This window comes from Acinetobacter sp. CAU_H_56, assembly GCF_058599425.1.
Genome location: NZ_CM178654.1, coordinates 2,013,884 through 2,034,828, shown reverse-complemented (window position 1 = coordinate 2,034,828; position 20,945 = coordinate 2,013,884). Strand labels below are relative to the sequence as shown.

Sequence of the window (20,945 nt, the reverse complement as noted above, 5' to 3'; positions counted from 1 at the left end):
GAAACCAGTGGAGAATACATGAATCTGCTACTCATAGGCGTACTTCTGGCGACTATTGCCATCGCCTATCAAATCGGACTGACTAAAAGTCGTCATCTAGCAGGTAAGGGCAATAATTCCGCAGCACTGCATTCACGTCCAGGCTACTACGGGGCGATGGTAGCACTCTGGTGTGGCATCCCTGCATTTTTAATTTTGATGGTTTGGAATCTGGTGGAACCCAGTATTTTGGAACAGGTGGTACTCAATCATTTACCTGAGCAAATCTCTGCAGGACTTGATCCGGCCAGCTTGGGTGTAGTGGTAGATCGGGTGCAGGCTATTGCATCAGGTTTTGGTGTCAGTGATACCCCACAGCCGTATGAACTGGCAGCGGCAGAGCAGTTGGCGCGAGTTGCTGTTATTGGCACCTATGCCAAATTGGCCGTGGTCATTTCAGCTGCATTGGCAGGACTGGTCTGGGCCAAGCAGCGCATCAGTTCCCAGTTAAGAGCACGTAATCAGGTTGAGAAAACCATTAATATTGGCCTGGCACTTTGCTCGGGTGTCGCGATTCTGACTACGCTCGGCATCGTGATGTCAATGTTTGGCGAAGCCATGCGTTTCTTTAGCTTTGTCAGTCCAATTGACTTTTTCTTTGGCACAGTATGGGACCCGGGTTTTAGTACTTCGGGTAATGCGGAGGGCAGTTATGGTTTGCTGCCACTGCTCTGGGGCACACTGATGGTCAGTGGTATTGCCTTGCTGGTTGCAGTTCCGGTCGGCCTGATGATTGCAATTTATCTGGCTGAATATGCCTCGCCAAAATTCCGTTCCTGGGCCAAACCGACCATTGAGGTTCTGGCCGGTATTCCGACCATTGTTTATGGGGTTTTTGCCCTGATGATCATTGGCCCATTTATCAAGTCACTGGGCGCAATGGTCGGTATTCATATTAATGCCACCAGTGCACTGACTGCGGGCTTTGTGATGGGCATCATGATCATTCCTTTTGTGTCTTCATTGTCTGATGACATTATTACCCAGGTGCCGCGTGCCCTGCGTGACGGATCACTCGGTCTGGGCGCAACCAAATCAGAAACCATTCGCCAGGTCGTTATTCCTGCAGCTTTACCGGGCATCATTGGCGCCTTCCTGCTAGCAGCCTCCCGAGCTATTGGCGAAACCATGATTGTGGTACTTGCGGCAGGAAACAGCCCGCAGCTACATGGTAATCCACTCGAAGCTGTGTCTACCGTTACCATTACCATTGTCAATCAGCTAACGGGTGATACTGACTTTGCCAGCCCGCAAGCTCTGGTGGCATTTGCCTTAGGTTTAACCCTGTTTGTAATTACGCTGGGACTGAACATTATTGCACTGATAATTGTGCGTAAATATCGTGAGCAATACGACTAATGACGACTTCAAACACCACACCCCTAGATCAGTCCATTGATCCTGCTGTGGCAGCTGAACAACGTGAGCAGCGCAAACAGACCATTCAGAACTCGCTGGCAAAACGCCATCGCCGAGAAAAGGTTTTTAAGTGGTTTGGTTTTTCAGCGGTACTGGCTGGTTTATTCTTTGTCGTTTTGCTGTTTGGCAGCATTCTGGCCAAAGGTCTACCGGCATTCTGGCAAAGCAGCATGAGCCTGCCGATTCATTTTGATCCGGCCATTGTTGATATCGGAGCAAAACCGGTACAAAGAGAAAGCGAATCTCCGGCGCAGTTTGAAGAGCGTATGATCAGCTGGCAAATGGATGTCGGCATGGTGGACTGGGAAGCGCTGATCGTGAATGGCATGATAGCCCGTGATGCAAAACTGGCAGCACAGCGTGATGAGCTTAGTACGTTATACACCAGTTCAGAAGCTTATCGCCTGCGTGATATGGTCCTGAATGATCCGGCTTTGGTTGGACAGACAAAGCAAGTTAAAATTCTGGCTGATGCCAATGTCGATGTCTGGCTGGCAGGAAACATCGACCGTGATTTACCCGCAGAACAACAGCAGCTCAGTCCTGAAGTCCGCCAACTGGCAGATAAAATGAAAGCTTCTGGCGTGATTGAAAATAGCTTTAATACCAACATATTTGTCAGTCCGGACTCACGTAGCTCCCCAGCCACCTCTGGTCTGGCAGGTGCATTTATGGGCTCGCTGTTCATGATGCTAATCGTGATCTTTATCTCGATCCCGATTGGCGTAGCCTCAGCCATTTATCTGGAAGAGTTTGCACCAAAAAACTGGATTACCGATATTGTAGAAGTCAACATCAATAACCTGGCTGCAGTTCCTTCGATTGTGTTTGGTTTGCTAGGTGCAGCGATCTTTATTGGCTGGATGCATTTACCTCTTTCTGCACCGTTGGTGGGGGGGCTGGTACTGAGCTTAATGACTTTACCTACCGTCATCATTACCACTCGAGCCTCGCTGAAAGCGGTTCCGCCGTCGATTCGTCAGGCAGCTTTGGGCTTAGGTGCTTCGCGTATCCAGACTGTATTCCATCATGTATTACCACTCGCATTACCGGGGATTCTCACCGGTGCCATTATTGGTGTTGCCCAAGCCTTGGGTGAAACAGCACCGCTGCTGTTAATTGGTATGAGTGCCTTTGTTGCCAGCGTGCCTGCAACGCCGTTTGATCAATCAACTGCATTGCCAGTGCAAATCTTCCTGTGGCAGGGCAATGAACTGCGTAACTTCTTTGAAGGGCGTACTGCTGCAGCCATTATTGTTCTTCTTGCGATGATGCTGAGCCTGAACAGTCTGGCTATCTGGTTACGTAAGAAATTTGAAGTCCGTTGGTAAGAGGGGCAAAATCATGAATACAACTGAAATTTTAAATTCCTTAGAAAAGGATCCATCAGTGAATCCACAGCAAATACAATTTACAGCCGATGATGCTGCACAGAAACCAGCGACTTCATTTATCTCTCAATTGGGTCAGCAGGCAGAAGCAGCACAGGCACCCAAGTCTAGCAATGTCAAACTCAGCACCTCCGATGTCCATGTGTATTATGGTGAATCAGAGGCGATTAAAGGCATTGACCTGAACATCTATGAAAATGAAGTGATCGCTTTTATTGGGCCATCAGGTTGTGGTAAATCAACTTTCCTGCGGACCTTAAACCGCATGAATGACACCATTGATAGCTGCCGGGTGACGGGTAAAGTAATGCTGGACCATCAGGATATTTATGACCCTAACCTGGACGTGGTTTTACTGCGTGCCCAAGTTGGCATGGTCTTCCAGAAACCAAATCCATTCCCGAAATCTATTTTTGATAACGTGGCCTATGGTCCAAAACTCCATGGACTGGCCCGGGACAAATATGATCTGGAAGAAATTGTTGAGAATAGTCTGCGTAAAGCAGGACTTTGGGAAGAAGTGAAAGATCGTCTGAATCAGCCGGGTACAGGCCTGTCTGGTGGTCAGCAACAGCGTCTGTGTATCGCACGTACCATTGCTGTATCGCCTGAAGTGATTCTGATGGATGAGCCTTGTTCAGCGTTGGACCCGATTGCTACTGCAAAAGTGGAGGAGCTGATTTCTGAGCTTTCAACGCAATATACGATTGCGATTGTGACCCACTCCATGCAGCAGGCGGCACGTGTTTCAGACCGTACCGCGTACTTCCATCTAGGTGATCTGATTGAGGTGAACTCAACCGAGAAAGTCTTCACCCAGCCGGACCATCAGCTGACTGAAGCCTATATCACCGGCCGTTTTGGCTAAAATTAGCTTGTTTAAGCATTAAAAAAACAGAATCTTAGGGTTCTGTTTTTTTTGTTCTACCATGTGGTTTTAGTGATTTTACGGTTTATCTCATGCTTCTTATTCATGACACCGTTTGAAAAGCCAAGACGTGGCGATTTTTCATCCAAAGCTGGTGGCTAATCAATGCAGTTATAACACGGATTTTCATGCAGGATGGTTCTGGCTGTATTTCCGATTATTTGCGATCAATGCAATCACGAATCAGTATGTTTTACTTATTAGACAAGAAGCAAGCAATAACAAACGCAATAAAGCTATTGAAAAATGTTGATATTGACCTAATCTAAAGCTATAGCCCAAATTAAACTGAGAATAGATTTTTTATGTTATTTCATACTCCGAAGCTGCCGGCTGAAATCCGGATTAGTCATCTCAATGCGCGTATTAATGAACAACGAAAAAAAATTGCGCAAACCACTGCTTCTAAATTGGAACTGCTACAACTGAGCCAGCAACTGTCTAAAGAAGCACGTGCGCGTAAGAAAACTAACCAAAAAATCTATGTGCTCGATTTTAAAGGTGATATGGCTGCGTCTGCAGTAGAAAACCTGCGTGAAGAAATTACCCTGATTCTATCTACAGCAAAAGCTGGTCGTGATCGTATCATTGTACGTTTAGAAAGTCCGGGTGGTATGGTACATGGTTATGGTCTTGCAGCTGCGCAACTGGTGCGCTTACGTGAAGCGGGTTTCCATGTGACCATCTGTGTCGATAAAGTGGCAGCCAGTGGCGGTTATATGATGGCGTGTATTGCAAATGAAGTGATTTCTGCGCCGTTTGCAATTGTGGGTTCAATTGGGGTAGTAGCACAGGTACCCAACTTTAATCGTCTGCTGAAAGAAAACAAGATCGATTTTGAGCTTTATACTGCGGGTCAATACAAACGTACAGTGACCATGTTTGGTGAAAATACCGAAGAAGGCAAAGCCAAGTTTGAAGAAGAATTGCAACAGACACATGCCTTGTTTAAACACTTCGTGGAAAAATATCGTCCACAGTTAAATGTTGAAAAAGTGGCAACGGGTGAACACTGGTATGGTCAGGATGCCCTAGACCTGAATCTGGTAGATAAACTGCAAACTTCCGATGAATATCTGCTAGGCCTATTACCACAACATGATGTGTATTTAATCCAGACCCGTAAAAAACCAACGCTGGGTGAAAAACTAGGTTTGCAAGCAGCACAAATTGCAGATTCTTTTATCCCTGCGGTGATGAATAAAGTGGTAGATACGCTAACCAAAGCCAATTCAAATCTGGTTCAGATGCGCGATCCTAAACTTTAATTTATTATTCAGTTATGAATCTAAAAGCTCACTTCGGTGGGCTTTTTTATGATTTAAAATTAAACAATTATGCTATAAGTAACTGACTTATATTGGTTTCTCCTTTATATGCTCACCTTTCTTTTACTATTCGGCTTCTTCAGTATCATTTTCATTCTGATGCTATGTATGATCTATTCTGAAGCGAAATTAACCACTGATGAATCAAAGAAGATGTTATTTTGGCTCAGCTTTCTTCCCGGCACTTCAATCTTTTTACTCTACGCATTTTTAAAGCCAGATGCTCCACCTGTGATTCCATCAGAGGACTGTGGCGTGATTCAATTTTACCAATTCAATGCTCGTCGGAGTGGTTACTTTGAGCGTGTCAGCATCCGCTTTGATGGTACTCAATATAATCGTCATCTATTTTTTGATAAGCATCTAAAGAAAATTCCTGAAGGTCATAAAGTCTGCTTTGAATATTTAGATAAGTTCAAATATCGGCATTTGGCAGAATCTAAGCTGGTTAAGTGGATTGAACCTTCATAAATATCAGCCATGGTTACTGCTCATCAGCTAAAATGCAGCATATTTCCATTAAGAGCAGAAAGATGGCCGTGGCTAAAGCATTTTTAGCAATCCAAAATTGTTACTTTAACTATGAATTTGAAGAACTGAATTTAGCGGATGATTTTCCTAAAGAGTTGCCTGTTTCTCTACGTGGAATCATGTACAGACATGAGATTCAATATCCTGATGCCACCTATTTTATTTATTACAGCGAAATATTGACGGGTAATGAATTGCAAAAAATGAAAGATGATTTTGTGCGCTATTGTCCGCCTGCATAATGTCATGCGATAAATATCTTCCGGTTCATCATCTGAAAAATTAATTCACTTGTTTTCCAGAATTAAAGCTCACTTGGATGAGCTTTTTTGATGTGATACAAACAACATGAATCCACCCGTAAACATCGCACCGACTGTTGCGAGTAACATGTCTTTATGCGCGTCCCACATATCACCTTGCTGGCCATTATAGCTTTCAGCCTGTTCGGGTGATAAGCCAATGGCGATCAGCCATTCAATCCATTCATAAATCAGACTAGTCGCCATCACGAATTGAATGACTAAAAGAAAAATAGTGAATGGCTTTTGCTGGGGTAACCAGACCTGAAACAGTCGATAAAAAACAGGATAGAGCAACAGGCCAAAAACCAGATGTACAAAACGGTCAAACATGTTGCGAGACCAGCCCATGAGAGTATTTAGGTCAAAGCCAAACAGTGTCTGAATCCAGTCATTATAAGGTACATAAGAATACAGATAATGTGCTGCAACGATATGAATGAATAAAAACAGAATATACAGATTAAAACTAAGGAAACTCAGTCCGATTTTATACAGGCAGAAAGTCAGCATACCGATCATAAATATAGTGCCGGTCTGATGCAGTAAATAGGATTGCATTTCCAGGGGGTGAATGCTGGCAATAATGATCGCAGCTACCAAAATTCCCAGGCTGATAAAATGTTTGCCGCTTAATCGATGATCCATCATCTTGTTATCTATCATTTTGTTTTAAAGTTGAAAATAATTATAAATAAAAAAAGCGAAGCCGGAGCCTCGCTTTTGGTCTTAATTATCTAAATTAGATTTTAGAAATTAAGTCTTTAATTTGTTTTGCCTGGTCAGCAGCATTACCTGTATAAGTTGCAGGGGTCATTTCAGCCAGACGCGCACGGTCTGCAGCAGGAACTGCTTCAAGCTCATTACCATTCACGAAGCTCACCATCATGTCACGAGTCATGGCTTGACCACGAGTAAGGGCTTTAAGTTTTTCGTATGGCTTTTCAACGTTGTAACGACGCATTACCGTTTGAATAGGTTCAGCCAGAACTTCTTGCGCGTGGTCAAGATCTTCAAGAATACGAGCAGCATTCAGTTCAAGTTTACCGATACCTTTTAAGCATGCTTCAAACGCGATTAAGCTTTGTGCAAAACCAACGCCCATGTTACGCAGAACAGTAGAGTCAGTCAGGTCACGCTGCCAGCGAGATACAGGCAGTTTTTCGCCCAAGTGAGCCAATACAGCATTGGCAATACCCAAGTTACCTTCAGAGTTTTCGAAGTCGATTGGATTCACTTTATGCGGCATGGTTGAAGAACCCACTTCGCCTTCTTTCAGTTTTTGTTTGAAGAAGCCAAGAGAGATATAGCCCCAAACGTCACGGTTAAAGTCGATCAGAATCGTGTTGAAACGACGAAGCGCATCAAACAGTTCCGCCATGTAGTCATGTGGTTCGATCTGAGTCGTATATGGGTTGAAAGTCAGACCTAAAGATTCCACGAAAGCTTGAGAATGAGCAGGCCAGTTGATTTCTGGATAAGCAGAGTAGTGCGCATTGTAGTTACCTACAGCACCGTTGATTTTACCTAGCAGTTCAACATTTTTGAACTGTTTGATTTGACGAGCCAGACGGTAAGCCACGTTCGCCATTTCTTTACCCAAAGTGGTTGGGCTGGCAGTTTGACCGTGGGTACGAGACAGCATCGGCTGTTCAGCGTGAGTCTCAGCCAAAGCCACGATTGAATCGATAATTTGTTGCATAGATGCGATTAAAACATCACGGCCATTTTTCAGCATTAACGCATGAGACAGGTTATTGATGTCTTCAGAGGTACATGCAAAGTGAATGAATTCACCCGCATTTTTTAGCTCTTCAATCCCTGCAATTTTTTCTTTCAGGAAATACTCAACCGCTTTCACGTCGTGGTTTGTAGTACGTTCGATCTCTTTAATGCGGTTGGCATCTTCTTCAGAGAAGTTGGCAACGATGGCATCAAGTGCAGCATTGGTTTCAGATGAGAAAGCTGGCACTTCAGTGATTTCAGGACGGTTGGCAAGCGCTTGTAACCAACGCACTTCAACAGTCACACGAGCATGGATCAGACCAAACTCAGAAAGAAAAGGGCGCAGCGCATCACATTTGCTAGCGTAGCGTCCATCTAATGGAGAAAGTGCAGTTAAAGCGTTCATATCGATTCCCTAGATTTTGGAATTAAACGAAAAACGGTGCGCGTACAACAACATGGTTTAGATCACCTGAAACTGTAAGCGCGCGAGATTTTGGATATCCTGTAGCAGCTTGCGCTTGCCAAAAATCATGCCCCATGAACTGCCGCCAAGCTGACGCCATAAGTGCGCCATCTGCAGTCCAGTAAAGAGTGAAGCACGGATGCGGTTAGTATGACCGGAATCTTTAAAGGCTTCAGCATTGCCACGCACCATGATCCGCGGATTGATCTGGCCGGCGGTATCGACATAGGTTTGAGCGAGATTGGCAATGATGCTGGGGTGCATGTAATTGTTATCGAAGAAGGAGAGCTGTCTGAGGATTTTTTGCTGGGATTGTTCGATGATTTCAACAAACTTGGGATTACTATAGACCTTCTTTTCTAACTGAAGAAGTGCCATGGCATAAGACATTGGAAGCTTGGTCGATGAAAGTTTTGGAAGTCGGGATTTTGGGGAAGTATTAAAAGGTTGGGTAATGCTGCTCTCCAGGGTTTTTAAACCGAGGGAAATATCGGCCAGCTGATTAAAGAAGTCTAAGGTCTGGGCATTTAACTTGCCACTTGGACGGATATTTAAACTGGCTTTAATCAACTGTTCAAAATAGAAATTACCGCTTTCACCAATGCTTTGCTGTCCCGTCAATGCAGTCATATGCGTCAGCTGGGTGGCCTGAAAAACCCCCGCCAGCGCCAACGCACGATTTTGACGAACATTCAACGTTGTGGCTTGTTGAAACGGTAACTCCGTCATGCCGAAATCATCCTTTAATAAAATCAGGTTTAGGCGCATTGGTATGATGAATCACGCCACCACCTAAACAAACTTCACCTGAGTAGAATACAACGCTTTGACCTGGGGTCACAGCACGTTGCGACTCATCAAATTCAACACGAACACCGTTTGGTGTTTCTGGATCCTTGAAAATAGTACACGCTTGGTCAGGCTGACGGTAGCGGGTTTTTGCCGTACAGCGGAAACCTGATTCAGGAATATCCTGTTCACCGGCTACCCAGTCAATCGCTTCAGACCACAATATGGTACTTTGCATCAGTGGATGTTCATGACCTTGACCCACCACCAGACGGTTACCTTCAATATCTTTATGCAGTACAAACCAGGCACCTTCTTCAGCACCTTTCATACCACCAATACCGATCCCGCCGCGTTGACCGAGCGTATAGTACATTAAGCCGTGATGATCACCAACCTCTTTGCCATCTTCCAGCACGATTTTTCCAGGTTGCGCCGGCAAATATTGCTTTAAGAAGTCATTGAAGCGACGTTCACCAATAAAACAGATACCTGTAGAATCTTTTTTCTTGGCAGTTGCCAGACCTAATTCTTCTGCAATTTTACGGACTTGCGGTTTTTCAATTTCGCCGACAGGGAACAGGGTCTTATTAATTTCACGACCATGAACTGCATGCAGGAAGTAAGTCTGGTCTTTATTATTGTCATAACCACGCAGTAATTGGGCATATTGTTCACCACGTGAATTGGTCATGGTCTCGCCGCGACGACAATAGTGACCGGTGGCAATAAAGTCAGCGCCGAGATTGATCGCATGATCCAGGAAGGCACGGAATTTGATTTCCTTATTACACAAAATATCCGGGTTTGGGGTGCGGCCAGCAGCATATTCAGCCAGGAAATGCTCGAACACGCGATCCCAGTATTCCATTGCGAAGTTAGCAGTATGCAGTTTGATCCCGATCTTGTCGCAAACGGCTTGTGCATCGGCAAGATCTTCCATTGCCGTACAGTATTCTGTGCCGTCATCTTCTTCCCAGTTTTTCATGAAAAGACCTTCAACCTGATAACCCTGTTGAAGGAGGAGAGCTGCAGACACAGATGAATCTACACCACCAGACATACCGACGATGACACGTTGTTGCATAGGATTAGGCATCCAAATTTGAAATTAAGGGAGAATTTTGGTGCTCGTAAATGAGCGATAAAGGATAGCGTTTGCCAGCTTGGGCATCCTGCACGGCTTTAATCACCAATGGGCTACGGGCACGTGCGGTTTCAACCAGTTCATCCAGCGTCATCCAGACTGCACCGACAATACCGGTATCCAGTTCAGCATTTTCATCATGGCTGACGGCTTCTGCTCTCAGACAGAAACGGAAATAGGTGCGATCCGGGAACATCGGTGGGGTATAGGTATAGATGCCGATCAGATCAGTGACATTAACCTGATAGCCGGTTTCTTCCATGGTTTCACGAATGGCTGCTTCGACAATGGTTTCACCTGCCTCAACATGGCCTGCTGGCTGATTAAATACGGTATGAGTGACACCTTCAGTATGTTCTTCAACGAAGAGGAATTTTCCATTATTTTCGACGACAGTTGCGACAGTGACGTGAGCAGTCCAAGCGGTCATAGAGGAGCACCATGGAATAAAAACTGTATTCTACAAAATTTAGGCGGCGGTGGCTATGTCGATACTCGGGATTTTAATTTAGATGATTAACAATAAAGGCATTTGGCGAAAAAGAAAGCGTAGAATATAATGGGTGCATAAAATACTAAAACAGTAATATCTGTATTCTACGCTTTAATATAAGAATTTGATTTAAAATATAATTTAATAAAAACTAGCAGTATTTCATAACAATTAAAATAAATAACACGCTTTATAGGCCAGGACTCCAATGAAATTCAGAACAGACATCAATGGCCTCAGAGCAATTGCAGTGATTGCAGTCATGCTATTTCATTTTAATGCGGCCTGGCTGCCTGGCGGTTTTGTTGGGGTAGATGTCTTCTTTGTGATTTCAGGCTTTTTAATGACTGGAATCATATTTAAAGATTTAGAACATGAAAAATTTTCTATTCTGAAATTTTATGTGGCTCGTGCGAATCGGATTATTCCAGCTTTGGCCGTGCTGTGTCTGGTATTAATGATTTTTGGCTGGTTTTATTTGACGCCTTTTGATTACAAGTTATTGGGTAAGCATGCCGCGAGTAGCATGACCTTTTTATCCAATATCAGTTACTGGAAGGAATCCGGTTATTTTGAGGCAGGCACTCACGAAAAGTGGTTATTACATACCTGGTCACTTTCCGTCGAATGGCAATTCTATATGATTTATCCGCTCGTTCTCATTGCCATGCGCAAGTTTATGTCCATCCACACCATGAAATTTGTATTGTTAGCGGGAACGATTTTAGGATTCATTCTATCTGTGATCGCTACCTACAAATGGCCAAATCCGGCTTATTTCCTGTTACCTACCAGAGCCTGGGAAATGATGATCGGAGGAATTGCTTATCTTTACCCTTTGGCCCTGCAGGAAAATAAGAAAAGGTTGCTGGAAGGAACGGGATTGGCACTTATACTGGGTTCTTATTTCTTCATTTCAGCAGAAGATTTATGGCCTGGTTATCTGGCATTTTTTCCTGTTATCGGTACCTTCCTGATGATTCAGGCGCATCGAAATGGCAGCGTTATTACCAATAATATTTTTTTTCAAAAGTTGGGAACCTGGTCTTATTCTATTTACCTCTGGCACTGGCCTTTGGTGGTTCTGATCTATATCTACTCATTGCCTGAGTATTATGTATATGCAGGAATAGCACTTTCTATAGGGTTAGGTTTTCTAAGCTACAAGTATATTGAGCAGATTAAATTACCTTCATATCACCAGTGGAAAGATATTTACCGTATAAAACCGCTTTATTTTTCTCTAGTGCTCATGAACTTAGGAGTTACTTTAAATATATTTAATGGTTTTAATACAGATCTACGCCAAGGTGCAGCTTCAGAACAGGCAAAATTCTTAGATTATTATAATGAGAAATTCAAAAATTTAAGGGATGCATACTGGCTGAAATGTGATACTTACGTGAGCCTGACTGAGCATAATAGTTATGATCCTGACCCGGTCTGTATCACGAAACAAAAGGAAGGCGGGGTGTTCTTATGGGGAGATTCTCATGCTGAGGCACTTTCTTTAGGGCTGAGGACATTACTGAAATCCAATGATATCCCTTTTTATCAGAAAACCTCCTCCATTTGCCGGGCATCGCTAACCGAGATCAACTATCATAAAGGTGCTTATAAAGAAGCCTGTGATTATTCCAATAAACTGGCACTAAAGAGCATCGCAGAGCTGAAACCCAAAATTGTGGTTATCACTCAAGCCCTGAAACACGACGAAACCAATTGGGAAAATATCGGGAAAAGTTTACTTCAGCTTGGCGTATCCAATATCGTCATTGTGGGGCCAATTTCACAATGGAAACCTTCGCTTCCGAAAGTGATGGTGAAACCGAAAAACTGGAATAGTGCTGAAGATTTTATATTTGATGCCGGACTGGACTTAAGAGCAGTTCAGGTAGACGAGAAAATGAAAAAATTACAATATCCTCAGGGAATTACCTATATCTCTCTCATTGATCATCTATGTAAAAAAGATGATGTTCAGCAGCAATACAAATGTCGGATTCGTGCAGCTCAAGGAGAAGACCTGCTTCAGGTAGATTATGGTCACTTAAGTGAATCAGGTTCTCTATTTGTGGGGAATACCATATTGTCAAAATACTTATTAAATTTATATTCTGAGAGCGTGACTACAAATCAATAAGCTTATTTCCTGTGATTGATCAGCTATCCATTGAGGTAGCTTTTACGTATATAAGTTTAATTAAAACCATTCATATTGAATACTTCAGTGATCCCGCAATCACGCACAAACTGTTCATCGTGTGAAACTAAAATCACAGCGCCTGTATAAGATTGAATTGCACTTGCCAACAAAGCTTTAGACTCAATATCCAGATGATTTTCTGGCTCATCCAATAATAAAAGTTCGGGTTGAGGAGAGACCTGGCTAAGACCTAATAACGCCACTTTCAGCTTTTCACCACCACTTAACTGAGGCAAAGGATAAGTACCTTTATCACCACGAATTCTGAGTTGGCCCAATAAATTACGCCATTCCACTTCCGGAATATCGGGATTCATCTGCCTTAAATTTTCAATCGCACTTAGTGCCTCATTGAGAAAACTAAAATTTTGATCCAGATAAAAACAGCTTCGTGCCAGAAAGATTTGATCTAGAGGTTGCTGCTTTTGTTGGGCGACCAGTTTCAGTAAAGTGGATTTACCAATTCCGTTTCGGCCTACAATATGGATTTTTTCAGCTGCACTTAAAGCAAGATTCACAGGCTGTGGAGTACCAAAAGGAAGCTGTAACTCTTTAACCCGCAGAATTTCACCAGACTGTGGTTTAAAATCTGGAAATTGAAATAGCTGAGGTTTTATCTTTTCAAGTTGCTGCTTTTGAACTTTTAACTCAGATTGTTCATTCAAAATTTGCCGTTGGTGCTGTGCCTGAACTTTACCTATACTTTGACCAGCTTGTTCCTTTTTAAAGTCTAAAAGCACTTTGGCTTGGGAATTCGAATCACGTAATTTGTTTCCGGCACGTTCCCGCTTTTGTGCTTTCATTAAAACGTCATGCTGCTTGTGCTTCATCTGTTTAATATCACGCTGACTCTGCTGAATTGACTGTTCGAGTGAAGTGACATTTTTCTGATACTGTTCAAAAAACTCCGCATAGTTTCCAGTAAAGTGCTGTAATCCATGCTCATTTAAATAATAAATATGATTAACCTGATCTAGTAAAGTCCGGTCATGACTAATGATCAACGCACCAGCAGGATGTAACTTTAAATACTCTATTAACCATGTCCGTGCTTCACGATCCAGATGGTTGCTTGGCTCATCCAGCAATAAATAATATTCAGGCTTTAAGAACAAGCTACATAAAGCAAGTTTGGTCTTTTGGCCCTCACTCAAATATTGCACGGGAAAGTCCAGATCTGTGGGTAATTGTGCTGAACTCAACAGTTGCTGCCATTCATGCGGCAAGTGCCAACTATCCTCAAGTAGCTCATAATCCTCGAAACTGGCTGTACCATGTTCCACATTTTTAAAAGCACGATGTAATTGACTTACTTCGAGTGCTTCAGCAATTGTGGCTGCCTTTAACCGATGCAATTGTGGTAGACAGGCATGATGCATTTGCCAGGAAACTTGGCCTGAGAAATGTGGAGAAGAATGCTGAGCCTGATGCAAAAGCTGCATAAGCAAAGACTTACCTTGTCCATTACGGCCAATTAAAGCGCTGACCTGGGCTTTAGGAAGGGTAAAATTTAAATTCTGAAACATGACTTTGGACGGGAATTCTAAAGTCAGAGTGGATATTACACATGCCTGCTGAGTCATAAATAACCTCATAAATACAGGATGCACAAAATAAAAAAGGGATTTTTTCTAGAAAAGATCAAGCCAGACGATCTATTTTGCACATCAATCTAAAAATAATCGTTGATGAGAAAAATAGACTTACTTCATTGGCGTGACTCACTTATAAGAGAAGGGGAATTTGGACCTTATTTTAATACAAATAAGCTTGCTTAAAAAATAGATCAAATTAGGATTTTTTCATCCCTTGTATTGAGGCTGATTTAAGTAAATTTCAGGATTTTAAAATATGAGATGATTGACTTGAAGTTGAACGAGTAAGTTTCATTTACACTATGCGGATAAAGTTTTCTCTATTTTACTTTTAAAGGATTTTTTTATGTCTGAACTCAAGCTCTATATTGCTTTATTGGGTGGCAAGCATGAAAAAGCCAATGTAGAAGTACATGATGTAATTCCGGTCATTAGTTCAGATATTAAGACAGCTTTCCCATATTTGAAGCAGCAATGGTTTGGTGTGCAAAAAGGCCTGCATGTCGATGGCTGGATGATGATCAATGGTGTTAGCTATCAGGATCTGAATTATCAGGTTCAGGTGACGGACACACCTGTAAAACAGGATTTAAAATTATTCCTGATCAATCTGGGTGCTTATGTGCCAGATCAGTTTGGTGAAATCCATAAATATCTGGTAGTTGCTGCTAAAAATAAGACTGAAGCTAAAGCACAAGGCAAGCTGGCCATTGAAAAGACCTGGTTTAAACCTCATACCGATGCCGTGATTGATGTAGATGATTGTTTGGAACTAAACGAAATCAACCAAAAATTTGTGAGTCTGGTAGAGGGAGACTTTGAAGCCAATAGTTTTAAGAATGATTATGTGGTTATTCCTTAATTAAGATAAGGCTACGTAAAGTAGCCTTAGTTTGTCGATTTATTTGTAATGGCCTGAGACTTTCACATAGTTTTGTGCTGAATAAGGCAAGAAAGCTATTTCCTTTTCAGTCAGTGGACGCACTTTTTTGACTGGACTGCCTACATACAAGTACCCACTTTCTAATACCTTATTCGGTGGTACCAGTGAACCTGCTCCAATCATCACATCATCTTCAACAATTACATCATCGAGAATAATTGTACCGATACCTACTAAAACACGATTACCGATGGTACAGCCATGTAATTTTACATGATGACCAATCGTGACATCTTCACCAATGATCAGTGGTGAACCTTCAGGTTTATCCGCTTTTTTATGACTCACATGCAACATGGAATGATCCTGTACATTCGAGTTCTTGCCAATACGAATATGATTCACATCACCACGAATGACAGCAAAAGGCCACACAGATACATTTTCGCCTAAAACAACATCACCTACGATCACCGCCATCGGATCGATATAACAGGAGTCAGCGACTTGCGGGCGAGTATCCAGATAAGGGCGAATGTTTTGGCTCATGTCAGTATCATCCTGAAAGTTTATAAGCATTATAAAATAAAAAAGCACACATTCGATGAATGTGTGCTTTGGCTTTAGTCGGAGCTAATATTGATAATAAATATTAGAACAGGTTGCTAAAGAATTGTTTGATATGATCCAGCATACGGGCAAAGAAACCAGCTTCTTCAACTGCTTTCAGCGCAACAAGTGGTTTCTCAGCAATTACTTTACCGTTTAAAGTTGCCACATATTTACCTACGACCTGACCTGGTTGTAAAGGCGCAGTCAGTTTAGGCTGAACGACCAATTGAGTTTTGATGGCATTAGCCTGACCTTTAGGCATAGTCACGTTAAAGTTTTCTGCAAGACCGATCTGAACTTCATTTTCCTTACCAAACCAGACTTTAGATTTGGCTAGAACCTGTTTAGCAGGCTGAACATTTTTGGTTTCAAAGTTCGCATAACCCCAAGCCAGAAGTTCACGTGTTTGCGATGCACGTTCATTCATGGTTGGTGCACCGAAGATCACTGAAATCAGACGAGTCGGACCACGTTTTGAAGAAGTCGTTAAGCAGTAACCGGCTTCATCAGTATGACCAGTTTTCAAACCATCTACACTTGGATCAGTATAGAGCAGGGCATTACGGTTGCCTTGCTTAATCCCGTTAAAAGTAAATTCTTTTTCAGAGTAAATTGGATAGTATTTTGAACTGTCTTTGATGATGTGCTGAGCCAAAGTTGCCATATCTTTCGCAGTCGAATAATGGCCTTCAGCTGGCATACCAGTTGAGTTGATGAAGCTAGTATTGGTCATGCCGATCCGTTTTGCTTCCTGGTTCATCATATGTGCAAAGGTACCCTCGTTCCCTGCAATATGTTCAGCCATCGCTTTAGATGCATCGTTACCAGACTGGATAATAATCCCGCGCAGCATTTCCAATGCAGTCGCTGTACCGTTTAAAGGCACATACATACATGATTCTGCACTGCTACCACGACACCATGCAGATTCATTCATGCGAACCTGTTCATCTTCAGTCAGCTCACCACTTAATAACTTCTGCTCGATGATGTAACTGGTCATCATCTTGGTCATTGAAGCAGGGGCTAATTTTTCATTTTCATTTTTTGATGCGAGAATTTGCCCTGTCTCGTAGTCCATTAGCACATAAGATTTATTATTCAATTCTGGTGGTGCAGATAAGACAGTTGCTGCAAAGCTAAAACTAGGAATTAATAATAATGCAGCAAGGGCAGTTTTTTGGGTCATTTCTAGTGGGTTCCAATATCTTGATGTAAGCACGAAGAGCCTAGCATTTTAGGACAAAGCTAGGCTGACTTCTATGGGAAACCCGGGGTTATTTCAAAAGTATTGTAAGCAATCACGCAAAAAGTGGATTATTTACTGTAGCTCACCAACTCATTGCAAATGGCCTGATTCTTTTTCTTACCAGCCTTTTTTGCATCGCTCTGTGCTTCAGCCAGAATGTTACGGAAATCTGACTGTTTTACCATCTGGTTCAGGCGTTCAACCGGATTTTTTTGGCCCGGTAGATATTCAGTCACCAACTGATTATAACCCTGATTGAATTTTGCTTTGTCTTTGACCATGCTTGGGCAAATTTCAGAAAGGACATAAATTGCAGCCAATTCTTGCTTGGTGATTTCCTGACTCGGGGTGACTTCAATATTTTCATTTGCTGCATAAACCGAGCTGCCCCAAAGTGTCATACCAGCAACAACAGATAAACTTAAACTTTTAATTAATGTATGTTTCATCAAAAAACTCAAAAATTACATGTAGAACAATAATTTGTTAGCTTAAAGATATTTTTAAAATTGAAAAGAGGGGAAATGTAGTGAAGCTGTAGAATTATGAAGAAATGTGTAAGAGAAAAAAGACGATGCTGGCATCGTCTCATTTCAGTGAGAAAGACTTTATTCCTGATAGGCTAAAACGTCTTCACACGCTGTTTTTTGTTCGTCTTTTGCAGTCTGTTTTGCACCTTGACGCGCTTCTTCAAGCACAGTCTTATATTCACTGTCTGCCTGAAGTTTTTGATAGGTCATCGATTTGTCTGAGTATTCTTTTAGATAAGATTGAATCAGCTGCTGAATCGTTGTATCGAATTTTGCATTCTGACCAATAATGCCTGGGCATACTTCAATCATTACCTGTGCAGACGCAACATCTTCTTTCACGATCATGTCATTTTCTTCAGCTGTCAAATCATTGGCAATAACTGCAGGAGAAACAAAAGTTGCCAAACTTAAAGCCAAAGCACCCCAAAGAGAGAATTTTTTCATCATCTTAAGCCATATGTATTAATGGATATCGTGCTACAAATATATATAATTCCTGAACTAATACAATGAAATGTCCTAGCGAGTCATTTTTTAGCTCAACGAGATTTTGCAGTGAATATATTAATTTCCAATGATGATGGCGTTTTTGCACCGGGTATACAGGCACTGGCGCAGGCCTTGAGACCTTTAGGACGCGTTGTGGTTGTAGCTCCAGAAAGTGAACGTAGCGGATTTTCCAGTGCACTGACTTTAGACCGACCATTAAGACCGATCCAGATTTCTCCCGATGTATGGGCAGTGAATGGTACGCCGGCTGACTGTGTCTATCTGGCCATGAATGGCTTATTTGATGTTGAATTCGATCTGGTGGTCAGCGGCATTAACAGTGGCGCCAATCTGGGAGATGATGTGCTGTACTCAGGGACGGTGGGTGCCGCATTTGAAGGTCGGCTGGCCAAACAACCTGCATTAGCAGTTTCTCTATGTGGGCAAAACGTTCGATCTTATACCTCACCAGAAGAGTATCGCATCGCAGCGCAATGGGTGCATGATTTTATTGCGGCAGGTTTGCCAACTTTGCCTGAGCGTCATATTTTTAATGTGAATATTCCTGATGTGGCTGAGCTGAAAGGAGCTAAAGTGACCTTTCAGGGACGCCGTAGCCAGTCCAAGCCGATTACCAGTCATGTAGATCCACGTGGTCGCCAGGTTTACTGGATTGGGCTATCGGGTGAAGCAGTCGCAATGCCAAAACATAAAGGAACTGAAATCGAGTCAGACTTTTTTGCAATTGCCAATGGCTATGTAAGCGTGACGCCAATTCAGATGGATGCTACAAACTATGACACACTTCACACTTTGCAAGCCCAGATTCTAAATAAAATCTAATGAATGTTATAAGTTTGTGAAAAATGAAAGCTTACAAGTATATTGTAGTAAAACTTTGCTAATCTTACTGGGTTTTTGCAACCGTATAGATGTTAGAGAGGAAGATAATGTCCTTGGTGTCACCGAAATACTTCATTCATGCTTCACCATCCAGCTTCATCAAAACTCTGGTTTTGTCCACTGTGGTTGTTTCCACATTGATTATTACTGGTTGTGCCACTAAACCTCAGGTCAATAATATGACCCGCTATGCCGCAGCGCCTGACTTCTATACGGTACGCTCTGGGGATACTTTGAGTGGCATTGCTGCACGTTATGGTCTGAGCTATATCAGTGTGGCAGAGATGAATGATATTGCTCCACCGTATCGTATTTATGTGGGTCAGTCGATTCGCCTGAAAAATAACACTACTGCTCGCCGTACTACAGCGACTCAACCTGTTACCCAAGCTGCGCCGATTCAGCGTCAAACGATTGCGATTCCAGCGCCAACCACTCCCGCTCCAACAACTGTTAAGACTACGCCAAAACCTGCCACCACTACTTCTGCACCGATTACCCCAGTATCGACAGCAGCGGGATTACGTTGGGTCAAGCCATCAAATGGTCCGGTATTACAAAACTATGATCTGGCTGCAAATATCAAAGGTACCCGTTATGGCGGTAATGTCGGAGATCCGGTCTTTGCTGCAGCAGATGGGCAGGTGGTATATGCAGCAGATGGTCTGAAGGAATACGGTAATCTGGTACTAGTTAAACATATTAATGGCTATATCACGGCTTATGCGCATAACAGTAAATTAAGCGTGAAAAGTGGCCAAAATGTAACGGCTGGTCAAAAAATTGCCGAGATGGGGGCGACTGGTACAACCCGCACTATGCTTGAGTTTCAGGTTCGCTTAGACGGAAAACCGATTAATCCAACAGCAGTTTTACCAAATAATTAAATAAATAATGCAAAACGTAAATTTCACCGTATAATACAATGAGTTGCTTTTATCAAAAGATGAAGCATCTCATAAGTTTAGAGGGGAATTTATGTTAGATCAACTTCGAGCAATGGGTGTCTTTGCTTGTGTTGTGGAAAAGAACTCGTTTAGCGGTGCTGCACGTGAGCTAGGGATTACAACCAGCGCCGTGAGTCAACAAATTCGCTCTTTAGAACAGGATATGGAAGTTGTACTTCTAAATCGTTCTACGAGAAAATTAAGTCTGACCGAAGCGGGACAAGCTTTTTTTCACAGCTGCCAGGAAATGTTATCTGCTGCTGAGCGTGGAAAGGTTCGCATTAACGAGTTACGTGACGATCTTGTTGGTGAACTTCGTATTGTATCCTTACCGGAAGTGTGTGCGAATCATGTGATTCCTGCACTTTCTCACTGGATGTCCGCACACCGTGGCCTGACAGTCCACCTGGAAACAAACAATCATGAGGTTGATTTGTTGGAAGGGCGTATTGATATTGCCCTGCGATTTGACCAGAACGATGATGACCACAACCTTCAGGTTGTGCCATTAATGCAGATTGAACAGATTCTTGTTGCTGCGCCAAGCTATATTAACCAGACCGCAATTATCTCGCGTCCTGAAGACCTGAAACACCATGATGTTTTGCCTTTAACGCATATTAAAAATCATCAGAATTTCAGTTTTCAACATGTGCATAGCGCAGAAAAGGTCGACTTTGAACTAAGCTCACGCTTTAGTACCAATAACAGCCTGGTTGCAAAAGCCATGTGCCTGCAAGGCAATGGGGTTGCCAAGATTTTATATCTTGATGTTAAAAAAGATTTATTAAATGGTTCACTGATTGAAGTCTTGCCTGAATGGAAACTTCCGCCAGTCACCCTTTATGCAGTTATGTTTAATCGAGAACAGCAACCGACTAAAGTCCTGCGCTGTCTGGATACATTGAAACAATATTTTAGCCAGATCTCTGGTGGACGTTTGTTACAAGTCGCATCGTAAATTCCCTAT

21 protein-coding genes are annotated in these 20,945 nt (G+C 42.6%); 11 read left to right on the top strand and 10 right to left on the bottom strand.

The features are described from left to right. The first annotated feature begins 18 nt into the window (after positions 1-18). From pstC to AC4MCC_RS09660, 6 genes are all read left to right on the top strand, one after another. Positions 19-1,398, top strand: a complete 1,380-nt coding sequence (gene pstC / locus AC4MCC_RS09685) for a phosphate ABC transporter permease subunit PstC (protein WP_491885203.1) — start codon at positions 19-21, stop codon at positions 1,396-1,398. Further along, positions 1,398-2,789: a phosphate ABC transporter permease PstA gene (gene pstA, locus AC4MCC_RS09680; protein ID WP_166137185.1), complete on the top strand. Its 1,392-nt coding sequence runs from the start codon at positions 1,398-1,400 to the stop codon at positions 2,787-2,789. The genes pstC and pstA overlap by 1 nt, the downstream gene beginning before the upstream one ends. 13 nt (positions 2,790-2,802) lie before the next feature. Further along, positions 2,803-3,717 carry a phosphate ABC transporter ATP-binding protein PstB gene (pstB, locus tag AC4MCC_RS09675; protein WP_166137188.1) on the top strand — a complete coding sequence of 305 codons (915 nt, stop codon included), beginning with the start codon at positions 2,803-2,805 and terminating at the stop codon, positions 3,715-3,717. Between the two features lie 365 nt (positions 3,718-4,082). Then, positions 4,083-5,045: a protease SohB gene (gene sohB / locus AC4MCC_RS09670; protein ID WP_491885202.1), complete on the top strand. Its 963-nt coding sequence runs from the start codon at positions 4,083-4,085 to the stop codon at positions 5,043-5,045. Between the two features lie 108 nt (positions 5,046-5,153). Then, on the top strand, positions 5,154-5,576 hold the full coding sequence (locus tag AC4MCC_RS09665; RefSeq protein ID WP_262737852.1) for a hypothetical protein: 423 nt from the start codon (positions 5,154-5,156) through the stop codon (positions 5,574-5,576). Between the two features lie 62 nt (positions 5,577-5,638). Beyond that, positions 5,639-5,878, top strand: a complete 240-nt coding sequence (locus AC4MCC_RS09660) for a hypothetical protein (protein WP_419363485.1) — start codon at positions 5,639-5,641, stop codon at positions 5,876-5,878. 69 nt (positions 5,879-5,947) lie between these two features. On the opposite strand, the gene AC4MCC_RS09655 is transcribed toward AC4MCC_RS09660, so the two are convergent. The 5 genes from AC4MCC_RS09655 to AC4MCC_RS09635 all read right to left on the bottom strand — a co-directional run bounded on the left by AC4MCC_RS09655 (position 5,948) and on the right by AC4MCC_RS09635 (position 10,495). Next, entirely contained in the window at positions 5,948-6,589 is a 642-nt protein-coding gene (locus AC4MCC_RS09655) for a DUF2238 domain-containing protein (protein WP_419363487.1), read from the bottom strand. Positions 6,590-6,680: 91 nt separating this feature from the next. Beyond that, complete coding sequence (purB, locus tag AC4MCC_RS09650) at positions 6,681-8,069, bottom strand: adenylosuccinate lyase (RefSeq protein WP_034703634.1); 1,389 nt, start codon at positions 8,067-8,069, stop codon at positions 6,681-6,683. 57 nt (positions 8,070-8,126) lie between these two features. Further along, positions 8,127-8,858 carry a high frequency lysogenization protein HflD gene (gene hflD / locus AC4MCC_RS09645; protein WP_004782648.1) on the bottom strand — a complete coding sequence of 244 codons (732 nt, stop codon included), beginning with the start codon at positions 8,856-8,858 and terminating at the stop codon, positions 8,127-8,129. 7 nt (positions 8,859-8,865) lie between these two features. Continuing rightward, positions 8,866-10,005, bottom strand: a complete 1,140-nt coding sequence (gene mnmA, locus AC4MCC_RS09640) for a tRNA 2-thiouridine(34) synthase MnmA (protein ID WP_034703632.1) — start codon at positions 10,003-10,005, stop codon at positions 8,866-8,868. Positions 10,006-10,009: 4 nt separating this feature from the next. Further along, a complete protein-coding gene (locus AC4MCC_RS09635; protein ID WP_491885201.1) occupies positions 10,010-10,495 on the bottom strand; it encodes an NUDIX hydrolase in 486 nt (161 codons plus the stop codon). A gap of 271 nt (positions 10,496-10,766) precedes the next feature. On the opposite strand from AC4MCC_RS09635, the gene AC4MCC_RS09630 reads away from it, so the two are divergent. Next, positions 10,767-12,701, top strand: coding sequence for an acyltransferase family protein (locus AC4MCC_RS09630; RefSeq protein ID WP_491885200.1), 1,935 nt, complete (start codon positions 10,767-10,769; stop codon positions 12,699-12,701). 56 nt (positions 12,702-12,757) lie between these two features. Here the strand turns inward: AC4MCC_RS09630 and AC4MCC_RS09625 are convergent, their stop codons facing one another. Then, positions 12,758-14,347 (bottom strand): ATP-binding cassette domain-containing protein, encoded by a 1,590-nt coding sequence (locus AC4MCC_RS09625; RefSeq protein ID WP_491885199.1) that lies wholly within the window; start codon positions 14,345-14,347, stop codon positions 12,758-12,760. A gap of 358 nt (positions 14,348-14,705) precedes the next feature. Here AC4MCC_RS09625 and AC4MCC_RS09620 point away from each other — a divergent pair, with 358 nt between their 5' ends. Next, a complete protein-coding gene (locus AC4MCC_RS09620; RefSeq protein WP_491885198.1) occupies positions 14,706-15,221 on the top strand; it encodes a DUF1543 domain-containing protein in 516 nt (171 codons plus the stop codon). Positions 15,222-15,260: 39 nt separating this feature from the next. Here AC4MCC_RS09620 and AC4MCC_RS09615 read toward each other — a convergent pair whose 3' ends face one another. The 4 genes from AC4MCC_RS09615 to AC4MCC_RS09600 form a co-directional block, all read right to left on the bottom strand. Next, positions 15,261-15,791: a gamma carbonic anhydrase family protein gene (locus AC4MCC_RS09615; protein ID WP_166138877.1), complete on the bottom strand. Its 531-nt coding sequence runs from the start codon at positions 15,789-15,791 to the stop codon at positions 15,261-15,263. A 103-nt stretch (positions 15,792-15,894) separates the two neighbouring features. Beyond that, a complete protein-coding gene (dacC, locus tag AC4MCC_RS09610) occupies positions 15,895-17,043 on the bottom strand; it encodes a D-alanyl-D-alanine carboxypeptidase PBP5/6 (RefSeq protein ID WP_004782636.1) in 1,149 nt (382 codons plus the stop codon). 128 nt (positions 17,044-17,171) lie between these two features. Then, positions 17,172-17,552 (bottom strand): MCR_0457 family protein, encoded by a 381-nt coding sequence (locus tag AC4MCC_RS09605; protein WP_004782633.1) that lies wholly within the window; start codon positions 17,550-17,552, stop codon positions 17,172-17,174. Between the two features lie 159 nt (positions 17,553-17,711). After that, a complete protein-coding gene (locus AC4MCC_RS09600) occupies positions 17,712-18,083 on the bottom strand; it encodes an MCR_0457 family protein (RefSeq protein WP_166138880.1) in 372 nt (123 codons plus the stop codon). Positions 18,084-18,191: 108 nt separating this feature from the next. On the opposite strand from AC4MCC_RS09600, the gene surE reads away from it, so the two are divergent. The 3 genes from surE to AC4MCC_RS09585 all read left to right on the top strand — a co-directional run bounded on the left by surE (position 18,192) and on the right by AC4MCC_RS09585 (position 20,936). Continuing rightward, the gene (gene surE / locus AC4MCC_RS09595) at positions 18,192-18,968 is read left to right on the top strand and encodes a 5'/3'-nucleotidase SurE (RefSeq protein WP_166138883.1); all 777 of its coding nucleotides are present in this window, start codon (positions 18,192-18,194) and stop codon (positions 18,966-18,968) included. A 107-nt stretch (positions 18,969-19,075) separates the two neighbouring features. Continuing rightward, complete coding sequence (locus AC4MCC_RS09590) at positions 19,076-19,915, top strand: peptidoglycan DD-metalloendopeptidase family protein (protein ID WP_166138886.1); 840 nt, start codon at positions 19,076-19,078, stop codon at positions 19,913-19,915. 91 nt (positions 19,916-20,006) lie between these two features. After that, on the top strand, positions 20,007-20,936 hold the full coding sequence (locus AC4MCC_RS09585; RefSeq protein ID WP_419363502.1) for a LysR family transcriptional regulator: 930 nt from the start codon (positions 20,007-20,009) through the stop codon (positions 20,934-20,936). Positions 20,937-20,945 lie beyond the last annotated feature (9 nt).